The sequence below is a fragment of the Streptomyces sp. CB00455 genome, from assembly GCF_001905445.1.
In the GTDB taxonomy this organism is placed as follows: domain Bacteria; phylum Actinomycetota; class Actinomycetes; order Streptomycetales; family Streptomycetaceae; genus Streptomyces.
This window is the reverse complement of sequence record NZ_LIVQ01000001.1, coordinates 37,287-58,084: the sequence shown is the minus strand read 5'-3', so window position 1 is coordinate 58,084 and position 20,798 is coordinate 37,287. Positions and strand designations below refer to the sequence as shown.

At 69.5% G+C, this 20,798-nt stretch carries 17 protein-coding genes; 9 read left to right on the top strand and 8 right to left on the bottom strand.

Features of this window, described 5'->3' with window-relative positions:
• Positions 1-154 precede the first annotated feature (154 nt).
• The gene (locus tag AMK16_RS00270; RefSeq protein WP_079191226.1) at positions 155-1,450 is read right to left on the bottom strand and encodes a protein-L-isoaspartate O-methyltransferase family protein; all 1,296 of its coding nucleotides are present in this window, start codon (positions 1,448-1,450) and stop codon (positions 155-157) included.
• Complete coding sequence (locus AMK16_RS00265) at positions 1,447-2,937, bottom strand: NUDIX domain-containing protein (RefSeq protein ID WP_073906981.1); 1,491 nt, start codon at positions 2,935-2,937, stop codon at positions 1,447-1,449. Before AMK16_RS00265 ends, AMK16_RS00270 begins: the two co-directional genes overlap by 4 nt.
• Before the next feature lie 2,155 nt (positions 2,938-5,092).
• Here AMK16_RS00265 and AMK16_RS00255 point away from each other — a divergent pair.
• From AMK16_RS00255 to AMK16_RS00235, 5 genes are all read left to right on the top strand, one after another.
• The gene (locus AMK16_RS00255) at positions 5,093-5,722 is read left to right on the top strand and encodes a hypothetical protein (RefSeq protein ID WP_242438484.1); all 630 of its coding nucleotides are present in this window, start codon (positions 5,093-5,095) and stop codon (positions 5,720-5,722) included.
• A gap of 139 nt (positions 5,723-5,861) precedes the next feature.
• A complete protein-coding gene (locus AMK16_RS00250; RefSeq protein WP_073906972.1) occupies positions 5,862-6,146 on the top strand; it encodes a hypothetical protein in 285 nt (94 codons plus the stop codon).
• Between the two features lie 1,759 nt (positions 6,147-7,905).
• Positions 7,906-8,055, top strand: coding sequence for a hypothetical protein (locus AMK16_RS36105; RefSeq protein ID WP_158071192.1), 150 nt, complete (start codon positions 7,906-7,908; stop codon positions 8,053-8,055).
• Positions 8,056-8,874: 819 nt separating this feature from the next.
• Positions 8,875-9,744 carry a papain-like cysteine protease family protein gene (locus AMK16_RS00240; protein ID WP_079191225.1) on the top strand — a complete coding sequence of 290 codons (870 nt, stop codon included), beginning with the start codon at positions 8,875-8,877 and terminating at the stop codon, positions 9,742-9,744.
• A 14-nt stretch (positions 9,745-9,758) separates the two neighbouring features.
• Positions 9,759-10,682: a hypothetical protein gene (locus AMK16_RS00235; protein WP_073906966.1), complete on the top strand. Its 924-nt coding sequence runs from the start codon at positions 9,759-9,761 to the stop codon at positions 10,680-10,682.
• Positions 10,683-11,003: 321 nt separating this feature from the next.
• Here AMK16_RS00235 and AMK16_RS00230 read toward each other — a convergent pair whose 3' ends face one another.
• Both AMK16_RS00230 and AMK16_RS00225 read right to left on the bottom strand, forming a co-directional pair.
• Entirely contained in the window at positions 11,004-11,690 is a 687-nt protein-coding gene (locus tag AMK16_RS00230; protein ID WP_073906963.1) for a hypothetical protein, read from the bottom strand.
• 497 nt (positions 11,691-12,187) lie between these two features.
• Positions 12,188-12,697 carry a winged helix-turn-helix transcriptional regulator gene (locus AMK16_RS00225; protein WP_073906959.1) on the bottom strand — a complete coding sequence of 170 codons (510 nt, stop codon included), beginning with the start codon at positions 12,695-12,697 and terminating at the stop codon, positions 12,188-12,190.
• A 92-nt stretch (positions 12,698-12,789) separates the two neighbouring features.
• Here AMK16_RS00225 and AMK16_RS00220 point away from each other — a divergent pair, with 92 nt between their 5' ends.
• The gene (locus tag AMK16_RS00220; protein WP_073906956.1) at positions 12,790-13,650 is read left to right on the top strand and encodes a class I SAM-dependent methyltransferase; all 861 of its coding nucleotides are present in this window, start codon (positions 12,790-12,792) and stop codon (positions 13,648-13,650) included.
• Positions 13,651-13,948: 298 nt separating this feature from the next.
• Here AMK16_RS00220 and AMK16_RS00215 read toward each other — a convergent pair whose 3' ends face one another.
• On the bottom strand, positions 13,949-14,323 hold the full coding sequence (locus AMK16_RS00215) for a hypothetical protein (protein WP_143196765.1): 375 nt from the start codon (positions 14,321-14,323) through the stop codon (positions 13,949-13,951).
• Between the two features lie 748 nt (positions 14,324-15,071).
• Between AMK16_RS00215 and AMK16_RS00210 the strand changes: the two genes are divergently transcribed.
• Together AMK16_RS00210 and AMK16_RS36100 are read left to right on the top strand one after the other, a co-directional pair.
• Positions 15,072-15,596, top strand: a complete 525-nt coding sequence (locus tag AMK16_RS00210) for a peptidylprolyl isomerase (RefSeq protein ID WP_242438483.1) — start codon at positions 15,072-15,074, stop codon at positions 15,594-15,596.
• Between the two features lie 185 nt (positions 15,597-15,781).
• Positions 15,782-15,943, top strand: a complete 162-nt coding sequence (locus tag AMK16_RS36100) for a hypothetical protein (protein WP_158071191.1) — start codon at positions 15,782-15,784, stop codon at positions 15,941-15,943.
• Between the two features lie 375 nt (positions 15,944-16,318).
• Here AMK16_RS36100 and AMK16_RS00205 read toward each other — a convergent pair whose 3' ends face one another.
• On the bottom strand, positions 16,319-16,720 hold the full coding sequence (locus AMK16_RS00205; RefSeq protein WP_073906947.1) for a hypothetical protein: 402 nt from the start codon (positions 16,718-16,720) through the stop codon (positions 16,319-16,321).
• Positions 16,721-17,136: 416 nt separating this feature from the next.
• Between AMK16_RS00205 and AMK16_RS00200 the strand changes: the two genes are divergently transcribed.
• Entirely contained in the window at positions 17,137-18,096 is a 960-nt protein-coding gene (locus AMK16_RS00200) for a MerR family transcriptional regulator (protein WP_073906944.1), read from the top strand.
• Positions 18,097-18,903: 807 nt separating this feature from the next.
• Here AMK16_RS00200 and AMK16_RS00190 read toward each other — a convergent pair.
• On the bottom strand, positions 18,904-19,047 hold the full coding sequence (locus tag AMK16_RS00190; RefSeq protein ID WP_242438628.1) for a tyrosine-type recombinase/integrase: 144 nt from the start codon (positions 19,045-19,047) through the stop codon (positions 18,904-18,906).
• Between the two features lie 70 nt (positions 19,048-19,117).
• Entirely contained in the window at positions 19,118-20,278 is a 1,161-nt protein-coding gene (locus AMK16_RS00185) for a DUF6236 family protein (protein ID WP_073906936.1), read from the bottom strand.
• Positions 20,279-20,798: the final 520 nt, after the last annotated feature.

Genomic DNA, 20,798 nt, shown 5'->3' with positions numbered 1-20,798 from the left:
TCAGCCATGGCGAAAGACGTGGTGCGCAGGCAGCCGAGTACCTCCACCGCCGCGTCCGGCAGGCCTGGGCGGTGGCGGGCGTAGGCCGACGCCGCGCCCTCGCACATGGCCTCCTGCTCCGGTGCAAGGCCCGGAAGGAGCCCGTCGGGGCAGGTCACGGGGTGGCTCCCACATCGAGCGGGCGGGGGGCGGGCAGCTGCCAGGACAGGCGTCCGCACTCGGACGCGGCGCGCTGACGACCGTCCGCGTCGAAGGAGAGGCGGTAGCGGTCGGGGGAGCGGGCGGCCCTCCACCGGTCGGCGAGGTCCTGGATCTCGTTCCAGATGTCCCGCGGCCCGTTGACGGTGACGCTGCAGCGCCGGTGGCCCACCGGCTCCGCGCGCATCCAGGATCCGCAGCCGGGTGCGCCGATCGCCAGGTGCTCGGACCCGAAGTCCCGCACCAGACCACCGCCTAGGAGATGGTCGGCCGCCAGCCAGAAACCGCGGTCGCTGTCCGCGGGCGGCGCCGGCATGATCCGCCGGGTCCATGTGCCCGGCTCTGTGCCCATGCGCTGCCGGAACTCCTCGCTGAGCCAGATCCGCGCCATGCCGTGCCCGGCACGGTGGGCGAACTCCACGGCCCGCAGCTCCGCCGTGATCAGCCCGTCGGCGGTGCGCCCGACGACGGCGAGGCCGGGCCACGACGGGGACGCGCTGGTCACGTGCGCCAGCAGTTTTCCCCCGGGAGCGAGTTGCTCGACCAGGGCCCTCGGCACGCGCTCCACCGTGTACGACACGAAGATCCGGTCGAACTCCCGCCCCGGCACGCCCTGTTCGCCCGAACCGCACACCACCTGCGGCCGGAAGCCGAGTCCGGCCAGCCGGGCGGCGGCCGCGTCGGTGCGGTGCCGGTCCCGGTCGAGGGTGACCACCCCCTGGTCGCCGCAGACCTGGCAGGCCACCGCGGCGGTCACCCCCGCGCCCGTCCCGACGTCCAGCACCCGCAGACCCGGGCGCAGATCCAGCTCCTCCAGCAGCGAGGCGGTCAGGCCCATCACCGTCGACATCGACGTGATCGACGCCCCCGACCGTGTCCCCCGCGCGCGACCCAGCAGCGGCTCCCCGTCGTGCTGGACGAGCACACTGCCCTCGCCGTACAGCAGTCCGAGCAGCTCGGGGCGGTCCTGCGGCGCCGACCAGTCCAGCAGATCCCACCGCCTCGGCTCCTCGCCCGGCGCACTGCGCCGTACGTACGCCTGCGGCATCAGCACTTCGCGGGGCATCGTGATGAAGGCGTCGCGGACCGGGCCCGGCCGCAGAAACCCTGCCTCCTCGAGTCGAACGACCATCGCCGCCCGCGCGGCTGCCGGATCCGCTTCCGCACCCGTCGGCGCGCCCCCGCGCACCGGCCCCGCGGTCCGCTCCGGCGCCTGGTCACCGGCGGCAGGACAGGCGTCCAGAGTGCTCATCGCTCGCCCCAGCCCTGCTCGGAGTACGGGCGCCCCGCGAGAATCCCGTCGATCGCCCGTCGGGTGTACGGCACGACTTGGGCGGCTGGAAGGTCCTGCGGCTTCCACCACCGCCACTCCACGCACCGGTCGGGCTCCAGGACCTCCGGGTCGCCGGCCCAGGACCGGGCTTGGAAGACGAGCGCGATCCTGGGCCGCACGGCGGGAGAGTCGACGTGGTGCACCGTGTGGACGAGGTCGACGTCCTCGGGCGCGATGGTGAGGCCGGCTTCCTCCTTCGCTTCCCGCACCAGGCAGTCGATCGCGGCTTCCCGCTCGCAGTGACCGGCCAGGAAGTGCCAGGTGTCCGGCGCGAAGGCCGAGTCCGGGTGGCGCAGGCCGAGAAGGATCCGATCGTGTTCGTCCTGGATGTGGAGGTGGACACCGACGATGTGCAGCTCGGTCCCCTCTGGGGCCTCGCGGGGCAGCGGACCGGTGTCGTCCGGCGGTCCCCCGGCCGCGGGATGCTCGGCCGCGTGGCGCCGGATCAGCTCCCCGAGCCCGGGGCTCAGGCGCAGCCGGTCGAGCATGTCCACGGTGCACCACTTCAGCAGGACACCTTCGCGGAGCTCCACCGCCTCGGCATCCCCACTCCAGCGCCCGGCATGGACGCTGATGGGCACCGCAAGGCCGTCGACGCTCGTCGCCTCCTCCACGGCGAACGCCACCAGTTCCGTGGGCTCCAGCCCCGGCACCTCCTCGGCAAGCTCGCGCCGCAGCGTCGCCTCAAGGCAGGAATCGTCCCTCGTACGGCCGCCACCGAGGAGGGCCAGCACCCATGGCTCCCAGATGGCCTCCCGGTCATCCCGAAGATGAAGGAGGTACCGGCCGGCCCCGTCGTGGATCAGGGCGCTCGCGTTGACCGGCTCCGGGCGCCCATCGAGGCCGTCCGCCTCGGCGTCCAGGAGTTTGGCCCGCAGCGTAGGGGACCGCACGTCGGCGTACCGGAGCCACTGGGCCCCGGCGGCCTCCTCGTCCTGGAGAGCGAGCGCAGGCGGTTGCTCGGCTGTGAGGTAGAACGCGAAGCGGACGTCGAAGTGCTGGTGAGCCGGCTCGCCCTTGGCCGGATCGGCGTCGATGTCATGGCGGTCCACGTCGATCGGCTCGCCGAGGAGCTGCGGGGTCAGACAGAGGTCGCCGGGACGGAGCCCGGCCTCTTCGCACACCTCCCGCACGGCCGCGGACAGGAGCGTACGGTCACCCGCCTCAACGTGGCCGCCCGGAGCGAGGAGCAGTCCTGTCCCCCGATGGCGGATGTGGAGCACCCGACGGTCGCGGTCGACGACCACCGCGCTGCAGGTGATGTGACCGGGCAGCGTGGCGCGATTCGACGGCTCCGTGGTGCCGTCGAGGACGGCCAGCAGTCCTTCCAGGGCCTCCCGTTCCTCGGCATGCCGCCTGAGATAGGCCTTGATGGTCGCGCGGATATGAGAGCGGGAGGGTGGCACGTGATCACCTCGGACGTCGGAGGGCAGGGAGCAGGTGCTGAGCGGGAGGGGCGCGCCCGGCGACGGGCCCGCCGCTGGCGGCCCCGGGCCAGGGGCCGTGTTCAGGTTCGTGCTCACGGGCCACCTTCCGAAGAGTGGTCGTGCCCACCTCCACGGCGACTGCGGTATCGGGGACGAGCGGCCCCGGCGCCGTCGGCGGTGTGAGGGCCTCCGCTGAAGGAGGAGCCACGGCGGGTGAGCCGGGGATTTCCAGCAGGCTGCGCGGCGGGGACCGATAGCGGACCGCGAGGGGGACGACGAGCAGGCAGGTGCCGACGGCAAGGTTGGGGCGCACGCCGATCCAGGTGCCGAGCCCGCCGGCGAGGAGCGCGGCCACCGGACGTGCACCGGAGGTGAGCCAGGTACTCACGGCCTGCATGCGTGCCTGCATGCCGTCGGCGGTGACGACTTGGCGAACCGAGTTCTTCGCGTTCTGTACGTCTCATGAGACAGGCTGCTTCCGCTCAGCGCGTGCCCGTATGGGTCTCCGAGGATGTCCGACTGTGCCTCTCGCAGACGCGAGTTGAGACAGGTGTACCCGAACGAGGCCGTCCGGCAGATTCACTCGTTCGGGGGCGGAGGCTTGGCGTCCAACGGGTGGGCCAGCTGTGTGGCGGTATGCGAACCAACCGGGCTTGTCTGCTTGTTTCTCCGCCGCAGACTGTTCAGCGAGTTCGAGGACGTGGCGGAGGTCGTGGGCGGTTTCTGCGACGCATGGCGCGGTGGCTGCCAGGAGGGCTGCGGTGGCTGCCAGGAGAAGGGAGGGTCGGTGGGAGCCGGCGCGAGGAGGGCGGCGGCGACGCGGCGGGGAATGACGCCGGGCCGGGTGCGTCGGTCGAGTACGCCCGGCGCGGCGGGGAGACGCCGCCGAGTTTTCGTACGTTTGGCGGCAAGGGCTGCTTTAACCTCGCAGCGGCCCGCTGCTCGACACTTCGTCGCCGGCGCGTGGTCTGCTCTCCGGGCTGTGGGGCGCACGTTCCGAACGGACGGGTGTCCTTTCCGCGCCTTCGGCCGACGGCCGCGGTACGGTTTGGGTGCCGACAGCCTGCGCCTGCTTGAATGCCTCCTCACACGCAGGTGTGCTGTTCGAGCGACGCGCGGTTGACCGTGCTCTTGGACGACCTCACCAGCCGCCGATGGCGGCTCACTGAGATGCCGACGGCTTACGCAACTGCACGGCGGTCGCCTACGGCGAGGGCGGCTTGTTCGTCGGCTAGCGTTCGACGGTGTAGTCACGGCGGTGGCCAGCGGCCGCAGCAGGGGGTTGGCCTCGCGTTCGCCTGTGATGTCATGGCTGTCGAACGTGACCCCGGGGGCGATGTGGAGGCAGGTGGCCGTCGGCGCCGGCAAGGGCCGCCGAGTTTGTCGAAGTGATCTCCGTGCTGTTCCGGATCGGCGCGCCTGATCAACGCTCCGGATGTGATCGCGGATCGGGCCGGCCCTCTTTCATGCGCTGGATCAAGCTCCACGAACTCAATGAATTTCGTCGGTTCGTAAAGGCGTCGAGAAGCAGTGCCACGAGCCGCTCGCGCGGCGCGCTGCCCCTGTGGTCTCGGCAGTTCCGACGGTCACGTAAGGCGTGCCGGCGGCTGTGGCGGGGCGCGCCGCCAGCGGGCAGGGTGATCTCGCGGGGAACAGTTGAGCCGACCTGATCCCGCGGGCGTGCCCCAGCAGGCGCAGCTCCTCGGCGTCGGCAGCGATCTTATCGAAACCGGCATTGCTCCCCGCGTGCTGCGGCGCCCGGGAGACGCAGCAGCACGACGAGTATGTCCCGCAGCACTGACACCATGGAGCCCCAGCCGGGCAGGATCGGATTGCTCATCCCGGCTCGGTGATCGGGTTTCCGAGGTCGGCCATGTGGTGGGCCTGCTGCGGCGGTATGGCCGCCCGCGGCTCAAGACGACCGAGACGGCAGGCTCCGCCCTGGCTTCCCGCCGGGCCGCGCGGCGTTGCCGGTATGCCTCATCGCGTTCGACATGCCGCAAAAGGACAAGCCCCGCCTGTTGCGGGAACAGGTTCGCCCATGTGCCTGCCTCCTGTGGCCGGCGAAGCCGGTCGCATCGAAGCTGGCTGCGGTGCCCTGCGAATGCGGGGACGTGTGTCTGGAAGGAGTCAGATGTCCGAACGAAACACGGTTATGCGCAGTCTGCACGACATCGGCTTGGCGGCTTGGTTCGGGGGCTCTCTGATGGGAGCGGTCGCCTTGAACAGGGCCACAGGCAAAGCGGTGACGGAGCCCGTTCTCGCCTCGCGCATCGCCAGCGCCGGCTGGGCTGCCTGGACCCCGGTGAACGCGGCTGCGATCGGCGCGCACCTGGTGGGCGGCGCCGGGCTCCTGGGCGCCAACAGTGCCAGGGTGGCCTACCAAAGCGGCGTAGCCGCCTCGACCATCGCCAAGACGGTCCTCACCGGTGCCGCGCTGGCCGCCACCGCCTACAGCCGCGTGCTCGGCAAAAGGGTGGAACTCGCCTCGTCCCCGGACTCCGAGGAACAAGCCGCGGCCCAAGGACATCCCGCGCAGCTCGAGCAGGCGCAGCACCACCTCGCGATCCTGCAGTGGGTCGTACCGGCTCTGACGGCCGGAATGCTGGTACTCAACGCCCTGCACGGAGAACAGCAGCGCCCTGAGCAGCAGCAGGCGGGGATGCTGCGCCGTGTCACCTCGCCCCTGGCCATGGCCGGCGGGAAAGGAATGGCTGCCGTACGCGGTGCCTGCCACCACGGCCCGGTGACGGGCCGCCGCTGAACCCTCCCGCAGGGTTCGGGGAAGCGTCGGCATGCCCCTTCGCTGTCCCGAACCGTATGCCGGCTGCCGGCTTTCACCTGGCCGCCGGATGCCCAGTCCGCTGCCCGCACCCGACGCCATTCACGCGAGGAGAGACGCCATGCCCAGAGCTGCCACGACCAAGGTGACGCAACCCGTCACGGACGACAGCATCAAGGTTCGCCAACTCAGCCACTACCAGTTCAGCTGGGTCGCCGGTGAACCCGCGGCCCGGGGAACCCTCACCCTGCAACTCGTACTCGACGAAGGCGCCTGGGAAGAGGTGCTGACCGTCGACGCCGATGACGCCGACGTCCTCCAAGTCCTCCTGCGCAGCACGCCGATCGTGCACTACGACGTCAGCCGTCGAACGCTGATGTTCGGCGTCACCACTGTCGGCGCCTGAGCGAGCAACGCCACTTGGGCGAAGGCAGGTGCGTGGGCGGGCCCGCTGCAGTAGCCGCGAGCGCCCTTCTGGAGCGAGAGGAGGTCGTTGCAGCCGTCGCCGTCCCAGTCGCCGAGGGTGTCCACTTGGGCTCCGCCGAAGGCCAGGAGGGTCCCGCGGGAGTCGACGGTCCGGATGTTGGGGTGATCACGGCGCCGGAGCTGTGAGGGTGTGAGCCTGTGAGGCGGAGCTCGCAGGCCGTGCTCCCGTACGCCTTGGCCCGGCCCGCCGGCCCGGAGGAGATGGAGTCAGGGGCACCCGCGAACGGGATCAGGACGACGGCGTCGAACCGGCGCGGCCACCGCTCACCACGGAGCAGGCCCGGGAGGTGACGGCAGGGCGGCGCGCGGCGGTGGACGACGTCCGGCGCTCCGTCGCGGTGCTCGCCGCCCGGGTCCGTGACGCCCACTCCGCCCACGTCTGGCTTCCCCCTCGGGTACAGGAGCTGGGAGTCTTACTGCGACGCGGAGTTCGGCATCAGCCGCGCCCAGGCGTACCGGCTGCTCCATGTCGCCCGCGCCCTGGCCGCGATCGACGGCGCCGCCGCCGCCGGTCCCGGCCTGTCTCGCACGCGGGACACCGACCCGGGCGCCGCAGCCGCGCCCGACTACGGCCTCTCAGATCCCATCTTTCCCGCGGGTACGGAACCGTCTACGCCCGCCCGTTACCAGTCGAGTGCACCCGCCGCGTTCAGCTCCGCGAGCACGATCCGGTACAGCCGGTCGAGACTCCTGGCTTCTGCCACCGGTCCAGACACCGCCAGCAGTCCGACCTGAGCCGAGCCTCGGCTCCCGGGCGAGCGCTCCGGTCATTGCTGCAACAACGGCTCGATCAACGACCACACCTCAGCGTCCACGTTCCACGGTCGAGCACCCGCCCCCTCACTGGCGGCCGAATCGGCGCACCGGTTACAGCGCACTTCAGCAAGCTCGTGTTACGAGCTCTCAGGCGGGAGCGGGGGAATTCTTACCGCTCGTGACAGGGGGAATTCGGGCGGTAGTAATTAGGTGAATCACTGACTGAATTTCCGTCAGTAAGTCTACGAGATTATCTCGATTGCATAACGACATCCTGGAAATGGCCTGGACCTTTTCGTCTCTACATGCGTAACTGGCCTATTTTTCCAGCTAGTTGATTGATCATCAGATACGCCCGTCACGGTAACGGTCGGATATCTCGAAGCCCATTCCCGTTTGTCCGAATTCTCCACCGCACCCGTCTGGCAGGCTTCCGTGCACCCACTCCTCCGGCCGAGAATTTGAGGTGCGCATGACGGGCTACCGTCGAAGGGAACGTGAACGCCGCCGCAGACCGCGCCTGTTGGCGCTCCTCACCACCGACAAGGCGTCAGCCGCGGTGTCAGATGGGGGCATCGCCTACTTCGGGTTGGGCGACAACGCCCAACCGGGGAGCGCCGCTCAGGCCGACGCAGCCGCAGACGTCCTCACACCGGCCGCTGCGCCGGGCCGTGACGCTGAGCCTGCGCCCAGCGCGGACGCGCCCGCCCACGACGCGACACGCGGCATGGTCTGCAACGGCCTCAACGGCCTCAACGGCCTCAACGCCGCGTCGAAGGGCGACAAGTGCGTTGGCGTCCACCGTACGGAAGCCGGGCTGTGCAGCCACGGTCCCGACTCCCCGCCGAAGGGCGTCGACATCAGGGCCGACGCCGCCCCCTGGCCCAGTCGTCACCGTCGGCCAGATCCGGTTTCACTCCGCGGTGGCCAGCCGGCCCAGGGTCGACGGCGCCGCCTGGTACCAGGTGCTACGCAACGGCAGACACCTCACCTGGGTCCAGTCCCAGACGCTGAACGTCCACGACCTCCTGCCCGGCACGGAGTACAAGGTCTCCGATACGCCCTCATCGTGAGCGGCCACCCGTACTACGGCGAATGGCTGCGCGACTTCAAGCGCGCCGACGGGCGCGCAACGCAGGTCTGGGCGGTACAGAAGGTCGTCTGACCTTCGTCCGTCTGATCAACCGCCGGCGGACGGCCACCTTCCCCATGCGGCCGTCCGCCGGCTCCCTCACCGCACCAGCCCTCCACCGCACAGCAGCAGTGGCGCCCCTTCGCATCCCCACCGCACCAGGAGCACCAAACGATGCGAACACGGCACAGCGCACAGCCCTCCAACACGTACCGGCGTCGGAATCCTGTTCCTCCTCCTCGCCCAGGCCCTGGCCTTGGGTTCCCCTCCCGCGGACACGCCGAACGCGAGGTCTCCGTACCCGTCGCCGACCAGGCACCCCCCAGCACTTCCGCCGCGCCCACCGCTCCCGTTCCTGCTCCTGCGAGCCCTTCGGCCACAGCCGTGCCCTCGGCCACCGCACCCGCACAGCCCGCCCCGGGCGGCGACGGGAGCACCTTCTCCCGGACTACGACGACGGCCTTGACCACGGCCGCCCTGACCGGGGCCGCCTGCGGGCTGCTGCTGGTCCGCCGGGCCCGAGCCTGCAGGCAGCCGCGGGGCGACGGGTGGAGCGGTCCGTGACCAGCGCGTCGTGTGAGCCCCAGACATCGTGACGGCCGTGATCTTCCTGCGCCGTTCCGTTCAGCGCCGACTGGCCGACCGTCCGTCATCTCACGACGCGCCGCCGCCGAGCCAGGCGCCCTTCGACATCTGCCGTGCAGACCGGACGACCGGGCTGCCGGGCAGGCAAGTTCCCGTATGTCTCAGATCAAGGAGCATGATGCACAAACGTCGCGCGTCCCGCCCCAAGAAAGCGCTGATAGCCGCGATCACCGCCGCACTCTCCGGCGGTCTGCTGTTCGGCTTCGGTGCGCTCGCCCAGGCCGATGTGGTCCGCGGGACGGTCATCGGCGGGCAGGGCAACTACAAGACCGTCAACCACCGGGCCAAGCCGTCCCTCTCGGCCCAGATTAACGGCTCATCGAAGGTAGGCGACAGGATCCAGATGTCCTGCCGGACCACCGGCGACACCGTGGAGAACAACCCGCGGTGGATCTACACCGGCTCGTACTACATCGCTGACGCCTTCATCAACGAGAACACCACGGCCCTGCCGGTCTGCGGTGCGGGCCCGAACCCGAAACCCACCCCCACCCCTCCTCCCACGACCGCGAAGACGCTCAAGATCGACATGCAGAAGCAGGTCAGGACCCAGTGGTGCTGGGACGCCTCCGGCGTGACCATCGCCAAGCACTGGGGCCGCTCCGTCAGCCAGGAACAGTTCTGCCGGCTCGCCGCCCAGGGAACATGGGTGGACTGCAACAACCAGCCCGCGACGCTGGAGGACATGGCGAACGGCCTGGCCAGGCTGGGGCTGAGGGACAGTGGCCGCAGTCTGTACCGCAACGCCTCGGTCGGCGAGTCCGCCGCCGAGATCGCCGCAGGCCGGCCGTTCGCCGTCCGGTTCGGCTGGCGCACCGGCGGCGGCCATATGAACGTCATCTACGGCTACGACAGCGCCACCAACATGATCGCGGTCGGCGACCCGTGGCAGACCACCCAGACCTACACCTGGTGGGACCACGCCACTTACGTGAACAACAACTCGTTCCAGTGGACCCACTCCCGCATCGGCATCCAGGGCTGAGGAGCAGACCGACCATGCAGACCACGCGACACCCCCAGCACGTGGCAGTGCGGACCGCCGTCCTCGCCACGACTGCACTCGCCGCCGCCCTGAGCGCAATCGCTCCCGCACAGGCCGCGCAAGGCGACGACATCGCGGGTTACCAGTCCGCCCAGCAGGCCATCCGCAGCGACCAACTCCGCGACACCGTCTCCCGTTTCCTGATGTCGGCCCGACAGCACGGTACGGCCCCCGCCGCGGACGGCGGCACCTCCGGGAACGCACCCGCCGCGGTCGCCGCGCCGCCCGGCTTCGACCTCAAGGACCCGGTGCCGATGTTCGAGATCAGCCCCGAGTTCGTGACCGGCAAGACCCAGGCGACCCCGCAGACCGCGCTCCGGCTCGCCTACCTGACCTCCCGGGTGAATGCCACCGACGGCAAGCACGCCGCCGTACTGCTCGCACCCAAGGGGAACGCCGCTCCGACAGGAACCGGCCCGCAGAGCGTCGGTGCCGAAGGCTGGCAGCTGGCCGGCATCCGTGACGGGGACGCCGAGGTCGGCTTCGCCGAGCGCGGCACTGCACAGGCCCGCACCTTCACCGAGCCGCAGATCCACGCCTGGTACCGGCTCACCGCCGACGGCATGGTCGAGCCGCTCAACGAGGAGGCGACCACCGGTCTCGGCGCAAAACGCGGCGTCACCCTCGCCGCCTACCAGAAGCTGGTCACCGCCCGCTACGGCGACAAGATGCCCGGCTCGGCATACGATCGCAAGGGCCTGGCGGGTGGGTACGCCGGCCTCGTGGAGGAACAGCCGGAACAGGCAGCCGCCGCGTCCGGGACACCGGCGGTCGAGGCGTCCTGGCAGCCGATCTCCCTCACCGCGGCCGCAGCCCTGGCGGCGATCGGCGGTGCGGTGGTGTACGCGCGCCGACGGCAGACGGCCGGCGTCCGCTGACCCGACCCCATGAGGGCCGGGCACCCTCCGTGCGCAGTCTGACGACTTCCCTCGTCGGATACGCATGAGCGCGGGAAGGAGACCCGGCCGTGCGGTCCATGTCCGTGTCGACGTGGACCGCATGTGGTCGTGGAGCGTCGCCGGCGCCACCAGGGCCCAAGCAGCAGTGAGCCTTGTCAGCTCACTCACTGATGGGGCGATGGGGCGACGCTCCTGCCTGGTCCACGCGGGTCAGCGCGGACTGCGCCACAGGGCCGAAGCCCAGTTTGAAAAGGCTTGGTGTGCAACGGCTTCGAGGCCAGGCCGGATCTGGTGGCGGCCTCATCCGACGGCCAGGCCAGCCGGTCCGGGTGGTGTCGGCGGCCCCTGCACCTCGGAGCCGTGACCGAGGAGCTGGACCAGCCCGACCGGGAGGAACGCGGGCCGGTGGGGCTGTCCGACCTGGTACGGCACATAGCCCAGTGAAGCGGCGATCTGCACCTCTTCGGCCGTCTCCGCCTGGAAGACGAGCCGGCAGTGCCCCGACTCGGCCCTCGCGCGCTGCCAGAGGACGGGAGCTGGTTTGCGCTCCGCCTCGGTGCGGGGGGTGAGGATCCGGTCGCCGAAGTCCTTCCAGGCGAAGGGCACAGAGCCCTTCCACGTCGCGTCGACTTCCTTCTTCAGCCTGGCGGCGCGCTCGGCATCGGTCGTCCCCCAGGAGGGCGGAACGTTGGTGATCAGGCCGACTCTGATGTGGCGCTCGCGCAGGGCGCGCAGATAAGCGGCCGCTCCGGACTGATAGGCGATGCTGCCGTCATCAGCGGTGTGCACGAGGGTCTCGCCCAGGTCGAAGTACACGACGGGGCAGGCGCGTGCGTCAACCGCAGGGGCGAGGGAGTCCATCCCTGCGACCCCGCTCACGCCCCCGGGCGCCGCCGCACTCACGGTGGTGCAGAGCACGGTCGACACCAGGGCCGCACCGAGCGCGAGGCTCGCCCGGCCCAAACCCCTGGAGATTAACCTGTTCATGATGTCGTCGCCCTTCTCCTACTTCACCGCGAGGATGCGCGAATGTCCAGTCCATGACATACCGATGCCACCCCCATCCTCGTGGTGCCGCAGGGGTCTGCGCCAGACCCGGTCGACCTGCACCGCGAGCAGGGGAACGGTACGCCGATCGGCCCCGGAGGTCCCGGCCGTCGAAACGGGTCGCTCAGGGCACGGCTGTCAGCGGGTGGATGCTCGCCCCCGGCCTCGTCTTCGCTGCCGCCCTCATGGTCCCCGCGGTCGTGGATCCCTCACATCGGACCTGGGCGCTCTGGCGTCAGCAGTGTCAGAGCGCGGCGAGTCCTCATGGGCAAGGTCGATGGTCTCCTGACCGTCCGGGCCGCGGCCCAGGACCAACTTCAGCGTGGACGACTTCGCTACCCGCGACAAGTTGCGAGTGTCGTTCGGCGACAATCTGCGACTGGTCCACCCTCTGCCCCACGACGCCGCCGCCCCCGAGGTCATCCCTTCCGGTGGCCTCAGGTTCCTTGCCCGCGCGCGGCGATCAGTGGTCCCAGGAGCTGGGTTCCCGGTCCTGTCCGTCCGCCGGGGCCGGGTAGTTGGGTCGTGTCGGCCACCGTGAGTGGATCCCGGCAGGTGTCGCAGGTCACGACCGGATTGGCAAGGTGTCCGCAGGCGTCGTGGCGGATCCGGGCGGGCGGCCCTGCTGGCGCCGCGTACCACTTGTCGCCCCAGGCCATGAGCGTCAGCAGGACGGGGTAGAGCTCCCGGCCCTTCTCCGTGGCCACGTACTCCTCGCGCGGCGGGCTCGCCTGATACTGCTCGCGCGAAAGTACGCCTTCCTCGACCAGCCGAGCCAGCCGCGCCGCAAGGACCTTGCGGGAGAGGCCGAGGTCCTCCGCCAGCTCGTCGAATCGCCTGATGCCGATGAGGACGTCCCGCATGATCAGGGCCGTCCAGGCGTCGCCGAACAGGTCGGTCGCGCGGGCGATCGAGCACGCAACGGAGGAGAGGGGGATGCGGGTCACGCCCCCACCGTAGCGCCAACAAGTTCCCTGAGGAAACTCGTCAATGCTAGGTTTCCTCAGGGAACTTGACTTGAACGACGAGGGAGTACGCCATGACCAGCGCCCCGCACATCGCACTCGACTCGGACGCCGCCGGCGTCGTCGACGGCCGCCACATCCGGGCCCTGACCTTCCAGTCCGTACGCATGGAGTACCTGCGCCGCGTGATCAGGGAGGCCAACCTCCCGGCGGCGGCCGGTAGGGCTCTCGTCGTGGGCAGCGGGCGAGGGCTTCTGGCCCGCGGCATCGCCGGGCTCGGATTCGAGGTGGTCGCCGCCGATCCGTCCACTGCCGCGACCACCCTCGCTTCGGACGCGGAAGCGGAAGCGGAAGCGGACGCGAATGCGAATGCGAATGCGAATGCGAACGACGGACGGGGCGTCACCTACCTCACGGCTCCGGCCGAGAACCTCGACCTCCCCGAGAGCTCCTTCGATCTCGTGTACTGCGCTGACACCCTCGAAATCACCGAACGGCCGGATGTGGTCCTCGCGGAGGCCGCGCGCGTGCTGCGCCCTGGTGGAGCCTTCGTCTACGACACGGTGAACCGAACGCTCGTGTCCCGCCTCATCTATCTCGGCGCCTTCCAGACCTTCCCCGGCACGCGGATCATGCCCCATGGCCGCTACGCTGCCCGGCGTCTGCGCCGTCCGACGGAACTCGCCGAAGCCCTTGAACGGGCGGGGCTCTCCGCGAAGGACGTCTCGGCGTTCAAGCCCCGAGACGTGCGCGACCTGGTGCGCGCGATACGCGGGCGCAGGCGCGGCACGGTGACGGACGGGCAACTGCCGGGACTGGTCGACATGGTGATCGAGCCGGAGGGCAGCCCGGTCGTGACGTATCTGGGGTACGGGGTCCGTCGGGTTGGGAGGGCATCCAGCAGGTCCGCGCGCACGGTGCGTACGGCGCCGTGACGCCGGCGGTCCACCCTCGTCCGGCCCGGCCTCGTCGCAGAGGTCAGCGCCGACACCTCCGTCGACCGGGACGGCGTCTACCGGCGCCCGATCCGGTACGTGTGCCTGCGCCTGGACGCGACCGTCGATGACGTGCCCCGGTTCGGCGAGGGCCCGGCTGCAGCTGCCGGGTGACCGATGAGGACGCTCGGATGGTGAGCTGCCGGGGGAGCGGAGACGACCCTGCCTCCGGGCGGTGGAGCAGGGCCGTCTCGCGCGAGCCGCCCCGGGAGATGGGCCAGGGGCCCGCGCCCTACTGCTATTCCTGGAATACGCGGCTGTCCACGCAGCCGCCACCGTTCCAGCACAGATGCATCTGGTACATGGAACCGAAACCGACGTCGTAGGGGTGCACGGAACACCCCTCGTCGCCGCCGTCCTCCCAGGAACGGATCGTCTGACGGGCGGCTCCGGAATAAGCCCACTGGTAGAGCTGGCCGGTCACGCCGTGCCCGTCGGCCTTGTTGTCGCATGTGGTGAACACGTCGCCGTTGTCCGTGTAGTACATGCTGCCCCGGCCCGAGGGCAGGGAGATCGAAAGGTCGGCGGCGTAGGCCGGGGAGGCGGCGAACACGACCGCGCCCACCAGCGCGGACGATACGGTGACGCCCCGCATGAGTCGTTTGATCTTCATGGTCCCTACCGTGGCCTACGCCATCGAGGACTCACAACAGGTACGGAATATTCCGGTTGAGTGAAGGTGCGGTGCCTGTATCGAAGCCGGGCGAGCGGCCGCCTCGGTGGCCGCGCTGCAGGGCGGTGGCCGATCTGGTCAGACGACCGGCTGTGCCCGGACGCGACCGGCTGTGCCCGGACGCGCCCGGACGCGGCCGGCCGGGTCGCCGAGCACCTCACCACGGGGCGGTCCCGGACACCGGTGGATCAGGGTGCGGGGTAGGTGTCGTCGTTGCATGTGCAGGTAATGGCGGAGGCTGCCGGTGGGACGGTTCGGACGGTGGGGAAGCGGCTGGCGGATCCGCGTGCGGGCCGTCTGGGGCCTGTGGTGCGGCCGACGCCTACACCGGCAATGGCTCCGTCGAGCAGGGAGGGACGTCCGCTGGAGCGCGAGGATCGCGGGGTCGGCCGGGCCAGCCTCCTGTCGATTACTGTTCCCGCGGACCACACCACGCCCTAGACTGCGATCGCTGCAGGACTTGGTGATCATCGGGAGGGCGTGCGAGATGAATCGGGCACTGATCAGCGCATTGGCGGCCGTGGCGTTAGTCGTGTCCGGGGGGAGTGTCGCCACCGCTTCCGACGGCGCTCCGCCGCGCACGACGCACGGCCCTTGCCAGTACACACAGACCCCGGACGAGCCGCCGGCGCGCCGTGTTCCGCTGCCGCCCGACCCGCGGCACACCCCCAGCCGTGGCACGGTTGACATGGCTGTTCCGACCAGCCAGGGCCCGCTCCCGCTGCACTTGGACCGGGCCAAGGCGCCGTGCACGGTCCAGAGTTTCCTGCACCTGGCACGGCACGGGTTCTACGACCGTACGGTGTGCCACCGTCTGACGGCGTACCCGACGCTGAAGGTCCTGCAGTGCGGCGACCCGACCGGTACCGGTGAGGGCGGGCCCGGGTACAAGTACAAGGACGAGCTGCCGGTGGACCTGCCGCCGGCACCGACCGATCCGACCGGCGCGCGCCGCCTCTATGGGCGCGGCCTGCTGGCGATGGCCAACGCCGGTCCGGACACGAACGGTTCACAGTTCTTCGTCGTTTACGGCGATTCCGCGCTGCGACCGAACTACACGGTGTTCGGCACGGTCGGCGCCGACGGCCTGAGGACACTCGACAAAGTCGCCGCCGGAGGCATCGAACCGACCGCGGAGGACCCGGCACCGGTCGACGGCACACCCGTGCTGCGGACCGAGCTGCTCCGCGTCCGGCCGTCCTGCCAGCATTGACGCACCGCGGCGTGGCCACGTCCTCGATGAGCGTGCCTTGCGCCTGTGGTCGCGCCAGGCGGATGTGAACGAGCGGGTCAGTGGCACTGGATCGGCTTCAGCCGGGACGGACGCCCCGCAGGCCGACACCCGTCCGGTCGATCACGGCTTACCCCTGAACCAGCCACAACGCGAGGTGATCTTCCATGCGCACACACCGTTTCCTGGCCGCCGCACTGGTATCGGCTTCTCTCGCCGGGATGAGCATGATGGGCGCTTCGTCAGCTCAAGCCGCCACAAGCATTGATTGCCTCAAGGGCGGCGGCAAAGTAGGGATTGTGCAGGCCGAGAACATCACCCCCGCCTGACCCACCAGCGAGGCGCCCCGTACCCCTCCGGCACGGAGCGCCTCGCCCTTCTGGTTCGGTGCAGGCACGGAGCCGGAACTCGCCTTCCGGCTGGTCTCATTTCTCGGGTCTGGCCCGGATATTGGGGAGCGCTGACGGTCGGTCACTAAAGCAGGTCGCCCTGGGTAGGTGGGGTCATCGTTCAGATCCTGCGGGGAGGGCCAGGACGGGTTACACAAGCAGCGGCACACCGTCAAGCGGGCCTTCGACTGGAGGATCGACGCGCACCACGGCCAGGCCCAAGGCGTGTCCTACGCGATAGCCCGCGCTTACATTGGGGGCCGTCCCGGTACGGGCTCTGGGTGGTCCGTACCAGGGAGGGTGTGCAGAGTGCGCCTACGTCGTGCTGTTCTTGCTAATGGCCGCTGACACGCCCCCGGCGGCGAAATCCTTGGCAAACGCGACCGGGTCCGCCAGCCCCGCCGCCCGACCGCTGATTGCCGGCCCGGCAGTCACAGGCGTGGCAGCCACCGCGGGGGCAGCACCTGCCACCAGGGCGAAGGCGCGGGCGAGGACTTCGAGCCCCTCCGACGCCTGGCCGGCTCGCTGGTCGGCCAGAAAGGCGGCTTCCCGGCCGATGGCCTCTACCAGCCGGTCACGGGCAACGGCGACGGTAGGCGAACCGGTGACGCTGATCTGCGCCGGGATCTGCTGGATGCCGCCCGTGGCCTGGCCGCTGGACTCGACTCCCGGGGCTACGTCCTGGCCCCTCTCCCCGGTGACCTGCTCATCGGACATGGCTACCCCCTCTCATGGCCGACTCACCGCCTGACCTTTGCGGATCTTGCCATGACGAGCCGTCACCACACCATCACTCTTGACAGATCAGAGGTGCCCGCCCTGCCCAGCTGTCTGTGCCCGGGTGCCGGGCTGCGTCGACCGGGCACCGACGCCAGCAGCTGGCGTCAAATCTCTGGCACAGTTCTTGGGGAGTCGTTGCCGAGCGTTACTCCGATGTTCGATTGCGAGGAGACGGGTTCGCGTGAGACCGCGTACGCCTTGTCCGCCGACGATTCGAAATGACGCTCCCTCAGGTGACGATGTCGGTCGGGCCTTGGCACGTGCTCTCTGGCCACCTGCACAGAGCCCGCGGTCCCGCAGGAACTTTTGGCCCCGGTTGAGTCTCCCGTGGGGGGAGACATCAAGCTGGGGGCATGGACAGCGACACGCTCTATTCCATCGGAGAGCTATCCCGCCGGACCGGCCTGACGGTGAAGACCATCCGGTTCTATTCCGACAAGGGCATCGTCCCGCCAACCGACCGGAGCCCGGCGGGTTACCGGCTCTACGGCCTCGATGCACTCGCGCGCCTGGACCTGGCCCGAACGCTGCGCGATCTCGGGCTCGATCTGGCGACCGTGCGCAAGGTGCTGGACCGGGAGGCATCCATACCGGAAGTCACGGAAGCCCACGCCAACGCCTTGGACGTGCAGATCCAGACTCTCCGCCTGCGCCGGGCAGTACTCCGCGCGGTCGCCAGATGCGGCCCCACGACCATGGAGATAGACCTCATGCACCGACTTGCCACGCTCTCTCAGGCGGAACGACGCCGACTGGTATCCGGATTCATCGACGACGCCTTCAAAGGCCTCCACGCTAACCCCGAGTTCGTGGCCCTGATGCGATCTTCCATGCCCGAGCTCCCCGACGATCCCACGCCCGAACAGGTCGAGGCCTGGGTGGAACTCGCCGGACTCTGCCAGGACGCAGACTTCCGTGTCGCGATGCGCCGCACAGCTGAGGACCAGGCGGAAGAGCCTTCCCAGCAGGACGTCAGCACTCTGCACGACGCTCTCAACCAGGCAATGCGTGAACGAATCGACGAGGCCGCATCCGCCGGCCTCCTGCCCGCATCCGCCAAAGGTGCGTCCCTTACCGACTCCCTGGGCCGCCTCTACGCCGATGCATTCGAGCGTGCCGACGAAGGCAGTCTGCGCCGCTGGCTCCTCGCCCGCCTGCAGACAACCGCCTACCCCCACACCGAGCGCTACTGGCAGCTCCTGGCAACGATCAATGGATGGCCCGCATCACCAACGCTCGCTCCCGCCTACTCCTGGTTCACCGCCGTCTTCGCCAAGAGCGCTGACAACCATCACAAAGGTCTGATGCGATGAGGACGCGCGACCTGAGGTTCGGCTTGTACACAGACGAGCAGGGCCTGGCATGGGTCAAGAAACTCGTTGAGGACGCTGTGGGCTCCCGGAGCGCCCGGATCATCAGTGAGACCGTCGCACAAACTTTTCCCGGGAGCGAGCTGTCGACCGATGACGTGTACGACTCTCTGGCGGAACAGTGGGCCGTGGAACATCCTGCTCAGAGCAGGGGCTCACGGCAACTGATGGAACTGCGCGTCCACTTGGTGTGTTCTCTGCGGACATGGCGGGCGATCCGCAAGACAGTGATCAAGACTTTGTGTCCAGAGGGAATGGCTCCCCACGCCTGCCGTGTTCCGTGGATGGCTGCCTGAAGTGGTTCGCGGTGCACGGTGGCGCACGAGACGGCCGCCGTGCGGATCGTAGTCACACCAATTCCGGTCCCGCAGGCTGTATCACCGCAGAACAGGACAGGCAAACGGCCTGGCCATAGCCATCAGCGCTGGGCGGATCGTCACCGTGCCGCGGGCTGATGCCAACGTTCAGGTGCGAATCGTACGGCGTTGGCGAGGTCGTGACAAGGAGATCGCTGGTGCTCCCCCGGGGAACGGTATTGATCAATCTCGACGACATGGCCGTCGGCCTCAGGAACCGAGCACCCCAACCTTGCCGTTCCACCGATAAAACGGGCCCAGTCGGGGCACTCCGGGGCGCGATTGCTGCCGATCCCGCCGATCTGAGGGGACTGGGGAATGCAAAGAGAAGCCTCCTTCAGTAACCCTCCGCGGCCGCTCCCCAAGATCTGTGCCAGAACCCACAACTCGTGAATTAAGCCAGCATCTCCGATGAACGTCGCGGAGGGACGGACGTATCTCGCATGGTCGAACTGACCGTCCAGTGACCAAGCAGCTGCTGGATGGCCACCAGGTCCACACCGCGCTCGTAGTTGTGGGTCGCGCAGGCCCTTCGCAGGGCATGCGGGCTGAACCGGTCGGTCGCCGGGCCCTCTATGTCCGGGTCCTCGCTGTGCTCGGCGCCGCCGTCAAATCCCTACACCCGCCGTGCGTGCGACGACCCTGACCGCGCGACGGAGCACCGTCGTCGGCTTCAACTCGGCCTCCACGCGCAGCAGGTACCCCGCGGGTGAGGAAGCCACCAGGGTGTCGCGCTCGCGCGCGGCGGCCTGGCGGGTGGCGAGGGCTGCGAACGCGATGCCGGCGCCGACCGCCGTGGCCGTTCCACCGAACAGCATGCCGAGTCCGGCCCCGGAGACGGTCGCCTCCGGCTTGATCGTGAGCGCGGTGGAGATGGTCTCCATCTTCAGGCCGTTGATCGCTTTGCGGAGCGATTCGAGGGGCTGGGCGACGTGGAGATCGAACGCTCCCTGGAGATGCAGTTCGAAGGCCGCACGGTCGGTGACCTCCTGGGCAATCTCAACCACGTCGGCGGCCGCCGCATCAACCGCCGCCGCGAAGGCAACGAACTCGTCGGCGTACTGCGTCCGCAGCCGGACGATCTTCTCCACTGGGACATGGCGCAGGTCGGCCGGAAGTACGCAACGCACGGCCATCATGGCCACCCTGGGTTCCGCCGTCTCGTGGCCTACCGTCGACGCCGCACGGTCCAGGAGCACGTCGGCTATGCGCTCAGAGGTCCAGTCGCCCGTCGCGGAGTGGGCGTCCACCTGGTCGGTGACTGGGGTGAACGCCGTCCGGCGTGCCAGCTCGTGAGTGATCGCGCACTTGTATGCCCACGCCAGAGCCGGATCCACGGCTACCCACGCGCCGTGGTGTGTCCGCCGCCAGTCCAGAGTAGCCAGCCCGGACTCCTCCAGTGCGTCCTGCAGCTCCCCGGGAACCTCCTGGGGGTACAGGCCGGTCAGACTCCGGGTAGTGGGGGCAAGCCTCGGGGACGCCTGCGCGAGCTGGCGACGCCCAACAGCGAATCGGGCGCGCAGGGCTTCGGCGTTGTCCCGGACCGCCGCGACGAACATCGGCGCGACCGCCTCGGCAACCGGCCGTGGGTCAGTATCGACGAGGAAGCCCGAGCCCTGGTTGAGCTCCCGGATGACGGCGCGGTCTCGCACTGGGAATCCGGCCGGCACCACGCGGGCCAGGTGGCGCCAGTACAGGGCCGCAGCCTTGGCCCACGAGTCGTCTCGCAGGTGTACATATGGGTAATAGAGCCCGGTCTGCAGCGCCATCGATCGCTTTCCTCTCCCCAGGCCGACCACCTGTGGTCAGGCCCCCACGGAATGTTAAGCGAACGTCTTTCCCCGGCCCTTCTGCATCCAAGCACCGTGAGCGTCTCCGACCAGCGCACGTGGAGGACCCCACCGATAAGCCCGCTCAGCATCACTGAAGAGCGCCGCGCCTCCTCCCTCACCTGGCCTCCGTTGGCCACCCAGCGGCATCCTTCGTGGCTTGCCCACCGCTGCGGGCAAGCCGAAGGGGATGCTCGCAGCGGCGTTGGCAACCCTTCGGGCAAGCCGTCCTGAGAATGGTGGGTGGAGATCCCCACCATCCGGTGGGAGGTGTCCCACGCCAACCCGTGGCGGGTCGGCGTGCGCCACGACCTGCTCCAGGAAGGCCCGGCCATGCCCGGACGTCGAAACCCGACCCGCACCACCGCACGACGAAGGCCACCAGGACGAGGACGTCGATCCGTGCACTGCCGCAGAACAAGCCCCGGCATGGACACCACCGGCCTCCTGACGGCGGCCG

Bases quoted from the DNA above. Each gene is read 5' to 3' on its own strand.
- AMK16_RS00270 (WP_079191226.1), bottom strand. From the start codon at position 1,450: ATGAGCACTCTGGACGCCTGTCCTGCCGCCGGTGACCAGGCGCCGGAG.
- AMK16_RS00210 (WP_242438483.1), top strand. From the start codon at position 15,072: ATGGCTGTTCCGACCAGCCAGGGCCCGCTCCCGCTGCACTTGGACCGG.
- AMK16_RS00200 (WP_073906944.1), top strand. From the start codon at position 17,137: ATGGACAGCGACACGCTCTATTCCATCGGAGAGCTATCCCGCCGGACC.
- AMK16_RS00255 (WP_242438484.1), top strand. From the start codon at position 5,093: ATGTCCGAACGAAACACGGTTATGCGCAGTCTGCACGACATCGGCTTG.
- AMK16_RS00205 (WP_073906947.1), bottom strand. From the start codon at position 16,720: ATGTCCGATGAGCAGGTCACCGGGGAGAGGGGCCAGGACGTAGCCCCG.
- AMK16_RS00185 (WP_073906936.1), bottom strand. From the start codon at position 20,278: ATGGCGCTGCAGACCGGGCTCTATTACCCATATGTACACCTGCGAGAC.
- AMK16_RS00250 (WP_073906972.1), top strand. From the start codon at position 5,862: ATGCCCAGAGCTGCCACGACCAAGGTGACGCAACCCGTCACGGACGAC.
- AMK16_RS36100 (WP_158071191.1), top strand. From the start codon at position 15,782: ATGCGCACACACCGTTTCCTGGCCGCCGCACTGGTATCGGCTTCTCTC.
- AMK16_RS00220 (WP_073906956.1), top strand. From the start codon at position 12,790: ATGACCAGCGCCCCGCACATCGCACTCGACTCGGACGCCGCCGGCGTC.
- AMK16_RS00215 (WP_143196765.1), bottom strand. From the start codon at position 14,323: ATGAAGATCAAACGACTCATGCGGGGCGTCACCGTATCGTCCGCGCTG.
- AMK16_RS00235 (WP_073906966.1), top strand. From the start codon at position 9,759: ATGCAGACCACGCGACACCCCCAGCACGTGGCAGTGCGGACCGCCGTC.
- AMK16_RS00240 (WP_079191225.1), top strand. From the start codon at position 8,875: ATGATGCACAAACGTCGCGCGTCCCGCCCCAAGAAAGCGCTGATAGCC.
- AMK16_RS00230 (WP_073906963.1), bottom strand. From the start codon at position 11,690: ATGAACAGGTTAATCTCCAGGGGTTTGGGCCGGGCGAGCCTCGCGCTC.